17 protein-coding genes are annotated in these 13184 nt (G+C 57.5%); 13 read left to right on the top strand and 4 right to left on the bottom strand.

Features of this window, described 5'->3' with window-relative positions:
• Positions 1–7: 7 nt before the first annotated feature.
• From ACLH1U_RS16730 to ACLH1U_RS16700, 7 genes are all read left to right on the top strand, one after another.
• Positions 8–667, top strand: a complete 660-nt coding sequence (locus tag ACLH1U_RS16730) for a DedA family protein (protein ID WP_002913221.1) — start codon at positions 8–10, stop codon at positions 665–667.
• Between the two features lie 186 nt (positions 668–853).
• On the top strand, positions 854–1774 hold the full coding sequence (gene accD / locus ACLH1U_RS16725) for an acetyl-CoA carboxylase, carboxyltransferase subunit beta (protein ID WP_004201773.1): 921 nt from the start codon (positions 854–856) through the stop codon (positions 1772–1774).
• Positions 1775–1849: 75 nt separating this feature from the next.
• Positions 1850–3118, top strand: coding sequence for a bifunctional tetrahydrofolate synthase/dihydrofolate synthase (gene folC / locus ACLH1U_RS16720; protein ID WP_049013210.1), 1269 nt, complete (start codon positions 1850–1852; stop codon positions 3116–3118).
• Complete coding sequence (gene dedD, locus ACLH1U_RS16715) at positions 3108–3803, top strand: cell division protein DedD (protein ID WP_411299348.1); 696 nt, start codon at positions 3108–3110, stop codon at positions 3801–3803. Before folC ends, dedD begins: the two co-directional genes overlap by 11 nt.
• A gap of 218 nt (positions 3804–4021) precedes the next feature.
• Positions 4022–4510, top strand: coding sequence for a colicin V production protein (gene cvpA, locus ACLH1U_RS16710; RefSeq protein WP_023290523.1), 489 nt, complete (start codon positions 4022–4024; stop codon positions 4508–4510).
• A 33-nt stretch (positions 4511–4543) separates the two neighbouring features.
• Positions 4544–6061, top strand: coding sequence for an amidophosphoribosyltransferase (purF, locus tag ACLH1U_RS16705; RefSeq protein ID WP_004180758.1), 1518 nt, complete (start codon positions 4544–4546; stop codon positions 6059–6061).
• Positions 6062–6198: 137 nt separating this feature from the next.
• The gene (locus ACLH1U_RS16700) at positions 6199–6783 is read left to right on the top strand and encodes a UbiX family flavin prenyltransferase (RefSeq protein WP_023290522.1); all 585 of its coding nucleotides are present in this window, start codon (positions 6199–6201) and stop codon (positions 6781–6783) included.
• A gap of 65 nt (positions 6784–6848) precedes the next feature.
• Here ACLH1U_RS16700 and ACLH1U_RS16695 read toward each other — a convergent pair whose 3' ends face one another.
• Entirely contained in the window at positions 6849–7010 is a 162-nt protein-coding gene (locus ACLH1U_RS16695) for a hypothetical protein (protein WP_032424512.1), read from the bottom strand.
• Positions 7011–7050: 40 nt separating this feature from the next.
• Between ACLH1U_RS16695 and argT the strand changes: the two genes are divergently transcribed.
• The 5 genes from argT (at position 7051) to hisP (ending at position 11130) form a co-directional block, all read left to right on the top strand.
• On the top strand, positions 7051–7833 hold the full coding sequence (argT, locus tag ACLH1U_RS16690) for a lysine/arginine/ornithine ABC transporter substrate-binding protein ArgT (protein ID WP_048336249.1): 783 nt from the start codon (positions 7051–7053) through the stop codon (positions 7831–7833).
• Between the two features lie 267 nt (positions 7834–8100).
• Positions 8101–8883 (top strand): histidine ABC transporter substrate-binding protein HisJ, encoded by a 783-nt coding sequence (gene hisJ, locus ACLH1U_RS16685; RefSeq protein ID WP_002913209.1) that lies wholly within the window; start codon positions 8101–8103, stop codon positions 8881–8883.
• A gap of 66 nt (positions 8884–8949) precedes the next feature.
• Entirely contained in the window at positions 8950–9636 is a 687-nt protein-coding gene (locus ACLH1U_RS16680) for a histidine ABC transporter permease HisQ (RefSeq protein ID WP_023290521.1), read from the top strand.
• Positions 9633–10349, top strand: coding sequence for a histidine ABC transporter permease HisM (gene hisM / locus ACLH1U_RS16675; RefSeq protein WP_002913207.1), 717 nt, complete (start codon positions 9633–9635; stop codon positions 10347–10349). The genes ACLH1U_RS16680 and hisM overlap by 4 nt, the downstream gene beginning before the upstream one ends.
• Positions 10350–10356: 7 nt before the next feature.
• Positions 10357–11130, top strand: a complete 774-nt coding sequence (hisP, locus tag ACLH1U_RS16670; protein ID WP_002913206.1) for a histidine ABC transporter ATP-binding protein HisP — start codon at positions 10357–10359, stop codon at positions 11128–11130.
• A 5-nt stretch (positions 11131–11135) separates the two neighbouring features.
• Here hisP and ACLH1U_RS16665 read toward each other — a convergent pair whose 3' ends face one another.
• A complete protein-coding gene (locus ACLH1U_RS16665) occupies positions 11136–11663 on the bottom strand; it encodes a GNAT family N-acetyltransferase (RefSeq protein ID WP_023290520.1) in 528 nt (175 codons plus the stop codon).
• Positions 11664–11791: 128 nt separating this feature from the next.
• Between ACLH1U_RS16665 and ACLH1U_RS16660 the strand changes: the two genes are divergently transcribed.
• Positions 11792–11899, top strand: a complete 108-nt coding sequence (locus ACLH1U_RS16660) for a hypothetical protein (protein WP_032429195.1) — start codon at positions 11792–11794, stop codon at positions 11897–11899.
• Here ACLH1U_RS16660 and ACLH1U_RS16655 read toward each other — a convergent pair.
• The gene (locus ACLH1U_RS16655) at positions 11879–12772 is read right to left on the bottom strand and encodes a TIGR01777 family oxidoreductase (protein WP_110211940.1); all 894 of its coding nucleotides are present in this window, start codon (positions 12770–12772) and stop codon (positions 11879–11881) included. The genes ACLH1U_RS16660 and ACLH1U_RS16655 overlap by 21 nt on opposite strands.
• An 18-nt stretch (positions 12773–12790) precedes the next feature.
• A complete protein-coding gene (folX, locus tag ACLH1U_RS16650; protein ID WP_072420960.1) occupies positions 12791–13153 on the bottom strand; it encodes a dihydroneopterin triphosphate 2'-epimerase in 363 nt (120 codons plus the stop codon).
• Positions 13154–13184: the final 31 nt, after the last annotated feature.

The raw sequence follows: 13184 nt of genomic DNA, 5'->3' as shown, positions 1-13184 counted from the left end.
GACAAACATGGACTTGATTCACTTTTTAATTGATTTCATCCTGCATATTGATGTGCACCTGGCCGAGCTGGTCGCCCAGTATGGCGTCTGGGTTTATGCCATTCTGTTTTTGATTCTGTTCTGCGAAACCGGGCTGGTGGTAACGCCGTTCCTGCCGGGGGATTCCCTGCTGTTCGTCGCGGGCGCGCTCTCGGCCCTGCCCACCAACGATCTGAATGTCCACCTGATGGTATTGCTGATGGTCATCGCGGCTATCGTCGGCGATGCGGTCAACTACACCATTGGCCGGCTGTTCGGCGAAAAGCTGTTCAGCAACCCGAACTCGAAGATTTTCCGTCGCAGCTATCTGGATAAAACCCATAGCTTCTACGAACGTCACGGCGGAAAAACCATTATCCTGGCGCGCTTTGTGCCGATAGTCCGAACCTTCGCGCCGTTTGTGGCGGGAATGGGGCATATGTCCTATCGTCATTTTGCGGCCTATAACGTCGTCGGGGCGCTGCTGTGGGTGCTGCTGTTCACCTACGCCGGCTATCTGTTTGGCGATCTGCCGGTGGTGCAGGAGAACCTGAAGCTGCTGATTGTGGCGATCATCGTGCTTTCCGTCCTGCCGGGCGTGATTGAGATTATTCGCCATAAGCGGGCGGCGGCGAAGCAGGCGAAGTAGTTTAGCCTGCGTTGCGCGTGACGGTGCACGAGCGTCACGCGCAGCGGTTTGACCACTTTTTTATCCCATGTTCCGGGATGATATGATTTAATGTGCAACATTCATGGTCTGTAAGAGGCAAAAATGGCATTATGCGCCCCTTACGACAAAACTGGCATCGACCAGGTTCAGGCAGAAAGGTTATCAATGAGCTGGATTGAACGAATTAAAAGCAACATCACTCCCACCCGCAAGGCGAGCATTCCTGAGGGTGTATGGACCAAGTGCGACAGCTGCGGTCAGGTACTCTACCGCGCCGAGCTGGAGCGCAACCTGGAGGTTTGTCCTAAGTGCGATCACCATATGCGCATGTCGGCGCGTAATCGCCTGCATAGCCTGTTGGATGAAGGTTCCCTGGTGGAACTGGGTAGCGAACTTGAGCCAAAAGATGTGCTGAAGTTCCGCGATTCAAAAAAATACAAAGACCGCCTGGCGTCCGCTCAAAAAGAGACGGGCGAAAAAGACGCGCTGGTGGTGATGAAAGGTACGCTCTACGCGATGCCGGTGGTGGCCGCGGCCTTTGAATTCTCCTTTATGGGAGGATCGATGGGTTCCGTCGTTGGCGCACGCTTTGTGCGCGCGGTGGAGCAGGCGCTGGAAGATAACTGCCCGCTGATCTGCTTCTCCGCCTCCGGTGGCGCCCGTATGCAGGAAGCGCTGATGTCGCTGATGCAGATGGCGAAAACCTCCGCGGCGCTGGCAAAAATGCAGGAGCGCGGATTACCGTACATCTCTGTGCTGACCGACCCGACCATGGGCGGCGTATCGGCGAGCTTTGCGATGCTGGGCGACCTGAACATTGCCGAGCCGAAAGCGCTGATCGGCTTTGCCGGTCCTCGCGTCATTGAGCAGACCGTACGTGAGAAGCTGCCGCCGGGATTCCAGCGCAGTGAGTTCCTGATTGAAAAAGGGGCGATCGATATGATCGTTCGCCGTCCGGAAATGCGTCTCAAGCTGGCCAGCATTCTGGCGAAGCTGATGAACCTGCCGGCGCCGGTTGCCGCTTCGGAAACGCCTCATGAAGGCGTGGTGGTGCCGCCGGCACCGGATCAGGAACCCGAGGCCTGATAAAGCAGAGGGCAGGGCCTGGCGGCGCTGCCCTTTTTTATTCAAACGCGTTAACCGTCAATTCTTGCGGGCATCATGGAAAAAGATCCTATTCCTCAGGCCACGTCGCCCCTGGCTACGTGGCTTTCTTATCTGGAACATCTGCACAGTAAAACCATCGACCTGGGGCTGGCGCGCGTCAGCGAGGTCGCGCGGCAGATGGATATCGTCAAACCGGCGCCGTTCGTCTTTACGGTCGCGGGCACCAATGGCAAAGGCACCACCTGCCGCACGCTGGAAACGGTCCTGATGGCGGCCGGCTATAAAGTGGGGGTCTACAGCTCTCCGCATCTGGTGCGCTACACCGAACGCGTGCGCATTCAGGGAGCGGAACTGCCGGAGGCAGCGCATACGGCCTCGTTTGCGGAGATTGAAGCGGCGCGGGGCGACATCTCGCTGACCTATTTTGAGTACGGCACGCTCTCTGCGCTATGGTTGTTTAAGCAGGCGCAGCTGGATGTGGTGATCCTGGAGGTGGGCCTCGGCGGCCGTCTCGACGCCACCAATATCGTGGATGCCGACGTCGCCGTGGTCACCAGCATCGCCCTCGATCATACCGACTGGCTGGGACCGGATCGCGACAGTATCGGCCGGGAGAAAGCCGGTATCTTCCGTGCCGGTAAACCGGCGGTGGTAGGGGAGCCGGATATGCCGCACACCATTGCTGAAGTGGCGCGCGAGAAGGGCGCGCTGCTCCAGCGCCGCGGCGTCGACTGGCGCTATGAGGTGGAAGGCGAGACATGGTCCTTCCGCGACGCGGGCGGGGCGTTAAGCCGCCTGCCTCTGCCTCAGGTGCCGTTGCCGAATGCCGCCACGGCCGTGGCGGCGCTGCGCGCCAGCGGCCTTGCCGTGGATGACGCTATCCTGCGCGCGGGGATCCGCGACGCGATGCTGCCGGGACGCTTTCAGATAATCAGCGACGCCCCGCGGGTGATCCTCGATGTGGCGCATAACCCGCACGCGGCGGCTTATCTCGCCGGGCGTCTCAAAACGTTAGCGAAAACGGGACGCGTGCTGGCGGTTATTGGTATGCTGCATGATAAGGACATCGCCGGTACGCTGGCCAATCTGACGCCGGAAGTTGACGTCTGGTACTGCGCGCCGCTGGAGGGTCCGCGCGGGGCGACGGCGGAGCAACTGGTGGAACATTTGCGTGGCGGCACAGTCTATAGCAGCGTGGCGCAGGCATGGCGCGCGGCCATGGCTGACGCTAAAGCGGAAGATACAGTGCTGGTGTGTGGTTCATTTCACACGGTAGCGCAGGTAATGGAAGAGATTGACGCGGGGAGAATCGGTGGCGAGTAAGTTTCAGAACCGTTTAGTCGGGACAATCGTGCTGGTGGCGCTGGGGGTGATTATCCTGCCAGGGCTGCTGGACGGGCAGAAAAAGCATTATCAGGATGAGTTTGCCGCGATCCCGCTGGTGCCGAAACCCGGCGATCGCGATGAACCGGATATGCTGCCGGCGGCGACTCAGGCGCTGCCTTCGCAGCCGCCGGAAGGGGCGGCGGAGGAGGTGCGGGCTGGCGATGCCGCTGCGCCATCGTTAGATCCGTCGCGTATCTCGGTGAACAGCAACAGCTTCGATGACGTTCAGGAGCCGGTGGTTGCCGCGAAACCGCAGCCTAAACCCCAGCCGAAGCCGCAGCCGAAGCCGCAACAGCAGGCTGCGACGCCTACCCCTCCGCCGGCTAAGCCTCAGCAGCAGCAACCACCGCAGCAGCAGGCGGCCCTGCCGGCGCCGACCGGCAAGGCCTATGTGGTCCAGTTGGGCGCGTTGAAGAACGCCGATAAGGTGAACGAGATCGTCGGTAAGCTACGGGCATCGGGCTTCAAAGTCTATACGTCGCCTTCGACGCCGGTACAGGGTAAAATTACCCGTATCCTCGTCGGCCCGGATGCGTCAAAAGACAAGCTGAAGGGCCAGTTGGGCGATCTGCAACAGATCTCCGGGCTCAGCGGGGTGGTGATGGGCTTCACCCCGAACTGATGGTTTTTTTCCGCCATGCGGAGAGAACGCGGCGGGGCTAAACGCCCCGCAAACCCTGTCTCAGCCGCCCTGAAGAGGCGAAAGGCAGTCTGGCGTTGAATGTTTTTTCAGCGCCATTTTTATTTCTGTAGGGCAAGGAAATCCCTACGCAAACGTTTTCTTTTTCTGTTAGAATGCGCCCCGAACTGGACGACAGGGCGTAAAATCGTGGGACGTATATGGTCTGGATTGATTACGCCATTATGGCGGTGCTGGGTCTTTCTTGCCTGGTCAGCCTGATCCGCGGCTTCGTTCGCGAAGCTTTATCGTTAGTCACGTGGGGTTGCGCGTTTTATGTCGCCAGCCACTACTACGCTGACCTGTCTGTCTGGTTTACGGGCTTTGAGGATGAACGGGTTCGAAATGGGATTGCTATTGCGGCGCTGTTTATCGTGACGCTCATCGTTGGCGCTATCGTGAACTATGTGATAGGCCAACTGGTGGAGAAAACCGGTTTGTCAGGTACCGACAGGGTATTGGGGATCTGCTTCGGCGCGCTACGTGGGGTGCTGATCATCGCCGCTATCCTGTTCTTCCTTGACACCTTTACCGGGATGGCGAAGAGCGATGACTGGCAGCAGTCGCAGTTTATTCCCTATTTTACCCCCGTCATCAGATGGTTTTTTGAATACCTGCAAAGCTCGTCAAGTTTCTTGCCTAAAGTATAGACTTTGGGTCGTTGCTGAACGAGGAAAAGACGTATGTGCGGTATTGTCGGTATCGCCGGTGTTATGCCGGTTAACCAGTCGATTTATGATGCGCTAACGGTGCTCCAGCACCGTGGACAGGATGCCGCTGGCATCATCACCATTGATGCCAACAACTGCTTCCGGTTGCGTAAGGCTAACGGGCTGGTAAGCGACGTATTCGAAGCCCGCCATATGCAGCGTATGCAGGGCAATATGGGGATTGGCCACGTGCGTTACCCCACGGCGGGCAGCTCCAGCGCCTCCGAAGCGCAGCCGTTTTACGTCAACTCGCCGTATGGCATCACGTTGGCGCATAACGGCAACCTGACCAACGCCCATGAGCTGCGTAAAAAGCTGTTTGAAGAAAAACGCCGCCATATCAATACCACCTCAGATTCCGAAATCCTCCTCAATATTTTCGCCAGTGAGCTGGATAACTTCCGTCACTACCCACTGGAAGCGGACAACATCTTTGCCGCGATTGCGGCGACCAACCGCCTGATCCGCGGCGCGTACGCTTGCGTGGCGATGATCATCGGTCATGGCATGGTGGCCTTCCGCGACCCGAACGGCATTCGTCCGCTGGTGCTGGGCAAACGTGACGTAGGCGATGGCCGCACCGAGTATATGGTGGCCTCGGAAAGCGTGGCGCTTGACACCCTTGGCTTTGAATTCCTGCGCGATGTGGCGCCGGGCGAAGCGGTTTATATTACCGAGAAGGGCCAGCTGTTTACCCGTCAGTGCGCCGATAACCCGGTCAGCAACCCGTGCCTGTTCGAGTATGTCTATTTTGCCCGTCCGGACTCGTTTATCGACAAAATTTCCGTCTACAGCGCCCGCGTCAATATGGGGACCAAGCTTGGCGAAAAGATTGCCCGCGAGTGGGAAGATCTGGATATTGACGTCGTTATCCCGATTCCGGAGACCTCCTGCGATATCGCGCTGGAGATCGCCCGCATCCTTGACAAGCCTTATCGTCAGGGCTTCGTGAAGAACCGCTATGTCGGCCGCACATTTATCATGCCGGGTCAGCAGCTGCGTCGTAAGTCTGTGCGCCGCAAGCTCAACGCCAACCGTGCGGAGTTCCGCGATAAGAACGTGCTGCTGGTGGACGATTCCATTGTCCGCGGCACCACCTCGGAGCAGATCATCGAGATGGCGCGCGAAGCAGGGGCGAAAAAAGTGTATCTCGCCTCAGCCGCGCCGGAAATTCGTTTCCCGAACGTGTACGGTATCGATATGCCGACCGCCAACGAACTCATCGCCCATGGCCGCGAAGTGGATGAGATCCGCCAGATCATCGGCGCCGATGGCCTGATTTTCCAGGATCTCAACGATCTGATCGAAGCGGTGCGCGCGGAAAATCCGGATATTCAGCAGTTTGAATGCTCAGTGTTCAACGGCGTATACGTCACCCGGGATGTCGACCAGCAGTACCTCGATTACCTCGATTCCCTGCGTAACGATGATGCCAAAGCGGTCCAGCTGCAGAACGAAGTCGAAAACCTCGAGATGCACAACGAGGGTTAAGCCGTTCGCGCGTCGCGGGCCCGCCGTTTCTGATGGACGGCGGGCCTTTTTTTCGCCCGGCAACCGTGCGTCAATGGTTGCGCCAACGGCTATAATCCGGCAAAGTCTGCGGCACGACGCGCAAGGGGTAACTGAACGTGAAACGACTGATTATTGGCATTTCCGGCGCCAGCGGCGCCATCTATGGCGTGCGGATGCTGCAGGTGCTACGGGATGTGCCGGATATTGAAACCCATTTGATCCTCAGCCAGGCGGCGCGCCAGACGCTGGCGATGGAGACCGACTTTACCGTGCGTGAAGTACAGGCGCTGGCTGATGTGGTGCATGATGCCCGCGACATCGCCGCCAGCATCTCCTCCGGCTCGTTTAAAACCGCCGGGATGGTGATTTTACCCTGCTCAATGAAAACGCTCTCGGGTATTGTCCATAGCTACACGGATGGTCTGCTGACGCGGGCGGCGGATGTGGTGCTGAAGGAGCGTCGTCCGCTTGTGCTCTGCGTGCGGGAGACCCCGTTCCATCTTGGCCATCTGCGCCTGCTGGTGCAGGCCGCGGAGCTGGGGGCAGTGATTATGCCGCCGGTGCCGGCCTTCTACCATCGGCCGCAAAGCCTGGATGATGTTATCAACCAGACCGTCAACCGGGTGCTCGATCAGTTCGACATTAGCCTGGAACAAGACTTGTTTACTCGCTGGCAAGGGGCCCAGGATTGCACCAAATAGGTGCGTGAAATGTACGCTTGCGCTGCGGTGGTGCAAATTTGTCGCCCCGATCAAATCCTCGACATTTATTTCGTCTTTTTGCGCTCAGGCGCTGCGGTTTCGCCAGTAATGCTGGTATCTTCCCTTTTAAGACAATCCTGCAACTTTATTTTAACAAATTTAACCCTGTTCCCGGCACGCACCGGGAAGATGGCACAAAAACTGCAGGATTGCTCGGCAATCACCATAACAAGCAACGCACCACATCACGACACTTAAGGGTACTGTATGAAGAAGACGATTCTGGCTCTCTCTTTACTCGTGGGAATGAGCAGCACGGCCAGCGTGTTCGCTGCTCTGCCGCAGAGCATTCGCATTGGCACTGACGCGACCTATGCGCCGTTTTCGTCGAAAGACGCGAAAGGGGACTTTGTTGGCTTTGATATCGATTTAGGCAATGAACTGTGCTCCCGTATTAAGGTGAAATGTACCTGGGTCGGCAGTGATTTTGACTCCCTGATCCCCTCCCTCAAGGCGAAGAAAATTGACGCCATCATCTCCTCGCTCTCCATCACCGAGAAGCGCCAGCAAGAGATCGCCTTCTCTGACAAGCTTTATGCCGCCGACTCCCGTCTGATCGCGGCCAAAGGCTCGCCGATCCAGCCGACGCTGGAGGCGCTGAAAGGTAAACACGTCGGCGTGCTGCAGGGCTCCACGCAGGAAGCCTATGCTAACGATCGCTGGCGCAGCCAGGGCGTTGACGTGGTGGCCTATCAAAACCAGGACCTGATCTATTCCGACCTCTCCGCGGGTCGTCTGGATGCGGCGCTGCAGGATGAAGTCGCCGCCAGCGAAGGCTTCCTCAAACAGCCCGCCGGGAAAGATTTCGCCTTCGCCGGTCCGTCGGTTAAAGACAAAAAGTACTTTGGCGACGGCACCGGTATCGGCCTGCGTAAGGACGACGTCGAGCTGAAAGCCGCGTTTGATAAAGCGCTGGGCGAGATGCGCAAAGACGGCACCTACGACAAAATGGCGAAGAAATACTTCGATTTTAACGTCTACGGCGACTAAGACTGCCGCAGGCCCGCGCTATCGGGTGGGCCTGCCGCCATGCTCGTGTAAAAGCCCCGAAAAGGTGCATCGCCAGACGCTGTGGATCATTTTAGTGCAAAGGCGGCCGCTTTTGTGGCTAAAAAATGCATAGTTAAGCGTTTGTGATGCAAAAAAATGGCCTTTCTGGTGCATAAATCTTTGCCCTCAAGGGGCGAATAATGGCACGATAACTGGTGTTAATAGTTCTAATAAACCCGTTAGAATGACAGTCTGTCGAGGATAGTTATGAAAAAACTGGCGTTGTCTCTCTCTTTAGCGCTGGCCCTTTCCAGCGTTTCCACGGTCTTTGCCGCTATTCCGCAAAAAATTCGTATCGGTACCGATCCGACTTATGCTCCCTTCGAATCGAAGAATGCGCAGGGGGAATTGGTGGGTTTTGATATCGATCTGGCAAAAGAGCTGTGTAAGCGTATTAATACCCAATGTACCTTTGTGGAAAACCCGCTGGATGCGCTGATCCCCTCTTTAAAAGCGAAGAAAATCGACGCGATTATGTCTTCGCTGTCGATTACCGAAAAGCGTCAACAGGAAATCGCTTTCACCGACAAACTGTATGCGGCTGATTCGCGTCTGGTGGTGAAAAAGGGCAGCCCCGTGACGCCGGACCTCGCCACCCTGAAGGGGAAGCGCGTGGGCGTGCTGCAGGGCACGACGCAGGAAACTTATGGTAATGAGCACTGGGCGCCGAAAGGTATCGAGATTGTCTCTTATCAGGGACAGGACAATATCTATTCCGACCTGACCGCCGGCCGTATTGATGCCGCTTTCCAGGATGAGGTCGCGGCCAGCGAAGGATTCCTGAAACAGCCTATCGGTAAAGATTACCAGTTTGGCGGTCCGTCGATTAAAGACGAAAAGCTGTTCGGCGTTGGCACCGGTATGGGGCTGCGTAAGGAAGACAACGAACTGCGTGAAGCGCTGAATAAGGCGTTTGCAGAGATGCGTAAGGACGGCACCTACGACAAGCTGGCGAAAAAATATTTCGATTTTAACGTATACGGCGAATAATTCTCACGCCTCACCACTGCGCGTCCGATTCACGCGCAGTGGTGGATGACAGACAGGGTAGGCAGCATGCTGTATGGGTTTTCACAGGTTATTTTGCAGGGTGCGCTCGTCACCCTGGAGCTTGCGCTCAGCTCGGTCGTTCTCGCCGTCCTGATCGGGCTGGCGGGCGCGGGCGCAAAGCTATCGAGCAACCGTCCTCTGGCGCTGGTGTTTGAAGGCTATACCACACTGATCCGCGGCGTCCCCGACCTGGTGCTGATGCTGTTGATTTTCTACGGCCTGCAAATTGCGCTCAACAGCGTCACCGACGCGTTGGGCATGTCGCAGTTTGATATTGACCCGATGATCGCCGGGATAATTACCCTTGGCTTTATCTATGGCGCCTATTTTACGGAAACCTTCCGCGGCGCCTACCTGGCGGTGCCGAAGGGGCATATCGAAGCGGCCACCGCCTTTGGCTTCAGCGGCGGGCAGACGTTCCGGCGCATCCTGTTCCCGGCGATGATGCGCTACGCGTTGCCGGGGATCGGCAACAACTGGCAGGTTATCCTCAAGGCGACGGCGCTGGTCTCGCTGCTGGGGCTGGAGGATGTGGTCAAAGCCACGCAGCTGGCGGGCAAAAGCACCTGGCAGCCGTTCTACTTCGCCATCGTCTGCGGTCTGATTTATCTGGTGTTTACCACCCTGTCTAATGGCGTACTGCTGCTGCTCGAACGCCGCTATACCGTTGGCGTGAAGAGGGCTGACCTGTGATTGAAATTATTCAGGAGTACTGGAAATCACTGCTGTGGACCGACGGGTATCGCTTTACCGGCGTGGCGATTACCTTATGGTTGCTGATCTCTTCGGTGGTCATGGGGGGCATCCTGGCGGTCTTTCTGGCAATCGGCCGCGTTTCGAGCAATAAGTTCATCCAGTTTCCCATCTGGCTGTTTACTTACATATTTCGCGGCACGCCGCTGTACGTGCAGCTATTGGTCTTTTACTCCGGCATGTACACCCTGGAAATCGTCAAAGGCACTGAACTGCTGAACGCCTTTTTCCGCAGCGGGTTAAACTGTACGGTGCTGGCGCTGACCCTGAACACCTGCGCCTATACCACCGAAATTTTCGCCGGCGCGATCCGCTCGGTACCGGCGGGCGAAATTGAAGCGGCGCGGGCCTACGGCTTCTCTTCGGTCAAACTGTACCGCTGCATCATCCTGCCTTCCGCGCTGCGGATTGCGCTGCCGGCCTACAGTAACGAAGTGATCCTGATGCTGCACTCAACGGCGCTGGCGTTTACCGCCACGGTGCCGGATCTGCTGAAAATCGCCCGCGATATCAACTCGGCCACCTATCAGCCGTTCACCGCCTTCGGTATCGCCGCGGTGCTCTATTTAATTATCTCGTATGTGCTGATTAGCTTGTTCCGCAAAGCGGAAAAGCGCTGGTTGCAGCATATCAAACCTTCTTCAACGCATTGAGAACGCCATGTCCGACAATAAATTAAACGTTATCGATCTGCATAAACGCTATGGGGAACACGAGGTGCTGAAGGGCGTCTCGCTGCAGGCGAAAGCCGGGGACGTTATCAGTATCATCGGTTCATCGGGCTCCGGGAAAAGTACCTTTTTGCGTTGTATTAACTTCCTTGAAAAACCGAGCGAAGGCACGATCGTCGTCAGCGGCCAGAATATTGGCCTGGTACGGGATAAAGATGGCCAGCTGAAGGTAGCCGACAAGAACCAGCTGCGCCTGCTGCGCACCCGGTTGACCATGGTGTTTCAGCATTTCAATCTGTGGAGCCATATGACGGTGCTGGAGAACGTCATGGAGGCGCCGATTCAGGTGCTGGGCTTAAGCAAACAGGAAGCGCGCGAACGGGCGGTAAAATACCTGGCCAAGGTCGGGATAGACGAACGTCAGCAGGCGAAATACCCGGTGCATCTTTCCGGCGGCCAGCAGCAGCGTGTCTCTATTGCCCGAGCGCTGGCGATGGAGCCGGAGGTGCTGCTGTTTGATGAGCCGACCTCCGCGCTGGATCCGGAGCTGGTGGGCGAAGTGTTACGCATTATGCAGCAGCTGGCGGAAGAGGGGAAAACCATGGTGGTGGTGACCCACGAAATGGGCTTTGCCCGCCACGTCTCTTCGCATGTCATTTTCCTGCATCAGGGAAAAATTGAAGAAGAAGGGCATCCGGACGCGCTGTTCGGCGCGCCGAAAAGCCCGCGCCTGCAGCAGTTTCTGAAAGGTTCGCTGAAATAAACGGCTCACCCGGCGTCCGCGGGCGCCGGGTGGGATCCACGCTCCAGCCGGTAGATCCAGTCATCGTAATCGACGCCGTTCAGATGATAGGCTTTCTCCAGCACCTGCGTGCGTACAAAGCCCTGCTTCTCCAGCAGGCGCGATGAGCCACGATTCTCTGCCAAAACCCAGGCATTGATAGCCCGCACCCCCAGCGTACTGAAACCATAATCGCAGATCGCCCGCAGCGCTTCGCTGGCATACCCTTTTCCCTGAGCCTCGGGCAGCAGCGCATAGCCGACGTCGGCCTCGTGCGGATTTTTAGGGCTGACGCGAAGCCCAATATCGCCCAGCGCATCGCCGCGCTGATTACGCAGAACATACACGCCGGGATCGGCGCAGCGACTGGCGAACACGCTGCGCAACGCCTCCTCGCTTAACATTTCGCCCATAAAACGCATCACCTGCGGATCCTGGCGCAGGCGCAGAAAAAAGGGCCAGTCATCGGTAACAAAGCGGGTAAGCGAAAGGCGAGGCGTGGTGATGGTCGTCATAAAGCAGTCAATACAAAGAAGGAAAGGCCTACCTTAGCACTTTACTCCGCCTGTTAACACCGGCGAACCGGCCCGCTGGCGATGAACTCAGGCGCTTCAGGGCGCGGGTTGTCCGGGATAGGGCGACGCTGCAGCGCCAGGCTGAGACCATCCTGGCGTGGGGCATTAGCCAGCAGAATGGAATCAGGGGAGCCAATGCTCCCCCGTGTCAGCCATTAACTCAGCACATCCTTTAGCGCTTCGTCGAGATCGTACCAGCGGAAGGCGAAGCCGGCGGCTTCCAGCCGCTTAGGCAGCGCGCGCTGACCGCCGAGCACCAGGACGGCCGATTCGCCCATCAGCAGGCGGATGGCGGCGGCGGGGACGCGGAAAATCGCCGGTCGACTGAGCGCATGACCCAGCGCGTGGGCGAACTGCTCGTTATGCACGGGATAGGGCGAAACCATATTGAACGGGCCGCGCAGATCGTTATCCAGCAGCCACAGAATGCCGTTAACCATATCGTCGATATGGATCCAGGCCAGGTACTGTCTGCCGCTGCCGATAGGCCCGCCGAGGCCGAGCTTAAAGGCTGGGGTCATTTTGCCGAGAATACCGCCCCGCGGCGCCAGTACCACGCCGGTGCGCAGCAGACAGACGCGAGTGCGCTCGCTTTGCGCTTCGCAGGCAATTTGCTCCCAGCGGGCGCAGAGCTTATGGGTAAACTCATTGTGCGGCGGCTCTTCTTCGGTCACCACCACTTCGCCGAGGTCGCCGTAATAGCCGGTGGCTGACCCGCTGATCAGCACGGAGGGAGGGGTGTCGCTGGCGTGGATCAGGCCCACCAACCGCTGAGTGAGATCCCAGCGACTATAGCATAAGCGCTGTTTCTGTTCGGCGGTCCAGCGTTTATCGGCGATGGGCTCGCCCGCCAGATTGATGACGGCATCGATGTCATTGAGGTGGTGATGGCCCTCGAAATCGCGCCACAGCGTGACGCGCGGATCGAGACGGGCGCGGGCGGTATCCGGATGTCGGGTGGAGACCGTGACGCTATGCCCGAGCTCCAGCAATCTGGGTATCAGATGTCGGCCAATCAGGCCGGTACCACCAGTAAGCAGGATCTTCATACCACCTCCCTGACATGGTTAGCGCCGCCAGCTCATGGTCATGGATACCGAGTCGGCATAGCGCAGCGCGTGAAGTTTATCGATCTCCACTTCAGCATATGTGACCCAGTGATGTTCGCATGCGATATTCAGCACATCCTGAGTTAATTTTTCCAGCAGTGAAAAACGACCATTCTCAAGATGGCTGATGATGCGTTTGGTAATGGTGCGGTAGTTCAACGCATCATTAATGTCCTCGCTGTCGCGCGCTTTTTCGGCAGGGTAGTGAATGGCCACATTCACCACCACGTCCTGGCGGTTGGCGATCTCTTCCTCTTTAATACCAATAAAAGTACGCAGGCGCAGGTTCTTAATACGAATAATGGCGTCTGGTTGAGACATTGCAGGCTTCCTCCGTGGTGTAAGTCCTGCA

The sequence above is a fragment of the Klebsiella sp. 1SOBk5mer genome, from assembly GCF_046603115.1.
GTDB classification, from domain to species: domain Bacteria; phylum Pseudomonadota; class Gammaproteobacteria; order Enterobacterales; family Enterobacteriaceae; genus Klebsiella; species Klebsiella quasipneumoniae.
This window is presented reverse-complemented; position numbering and strand designations above follow the sequence as displayed.

What these genes read in the sequence shown, in the direction of transcription:
- ACLH1U_RS16730 (WP_002913221.1), top strand. Translation starts at nt 8, where the DNA reads ATGGACTTGATTCACTTTTTAATTGATTTCATCCTGCATATTGATGTG.
- accD (WP_004201773.1), top strand. Translation starts at nt 854, where the DNA reads ATGAGCTGGATTGAACGAATTAAAAGCAACATCACTCCCACCCGCAAG.
- folC (WP_049013210.1), top strand. Translation starts at nt 1,850, where the DNA reads ATGGAAAAAGATCCTATTCCTCAGGCCACGTCGCCCCTGGCTACGTGG.
- cvpA (WP_023290523.1), top strand. Translation starts at nt 4,022, where the DNA reads ATGGTCTGGATTGATTACGCCATTATGGCGGTGCTGGGTCTTTCTTGC.
- purF (WP_004180758.1), top strand. Translation starts at nt 4,544, where the DNA reads ATGTGCGGTATTGTCGGTATCGCCGGTGTTATGCCGGTTAACCAGTCG.
- ACLH1U_RS16695 (WP_032424512.1), bottom strand. Translation starts at nt 7,010, where the DNA reads ATGGTGATTGCCGAGCAATCCTGCAGTTTTTGTGCCATCTTCCCGGTG.
- argT (WP_048336249.1), top strand. Translation starts at nt 7,051, where the DNA reads ATGAAGAAGACGATTCTGGCTCTCTCTTTACTCGTGGGAATGAGCAGC.
- hisJ (WP_002913209.1), top strand. Translation starts at nt 8,101, where the DNA reads ATGAAAAAACTGGCGTTGTCTCTCTCTTTAGCGCTGGCCCTTTCCAGC.
- ACLH1U_RS16680 (WP_023290521.1), top strand. Translation starts at nt 8,950, where the DNA reads ATGCTGTATGGGTTTTCACAGGTTATTTTGCAGGGTGCGCTCGTCACC.
- hisP (WP_002913206.1), top strand. Translation starts at nt 10,357, where the DNA reads ATGTCCGACAATAAATTAAACGTTATCGATCTGCATAAACGCTATGGG.
- ACLH1U_RS16665 (WP_023290520.1), bottom strand. Translation starts at nt 11,663, where the DNA reads ATGACGACCATCACCACGCCTCGCCTTTCGCTTACCCGCTTTGTTACC.
- ACLH1U_RS16655 (WP_110211940.1), bottom strand. Translation starts at nt 12,772, where the DNA reads ATGAAGATCCTGCTTACTGGTGGTACCGGCCTGATTGGCCGACATCTG.
- folX (WP_072420960.1), bottom strand. Translation starts at nt 13,153, where the DNA reads ATGTCTCAACCAGACGCCATTATTCGTATTAAGAACCTGCGCCTGCGT.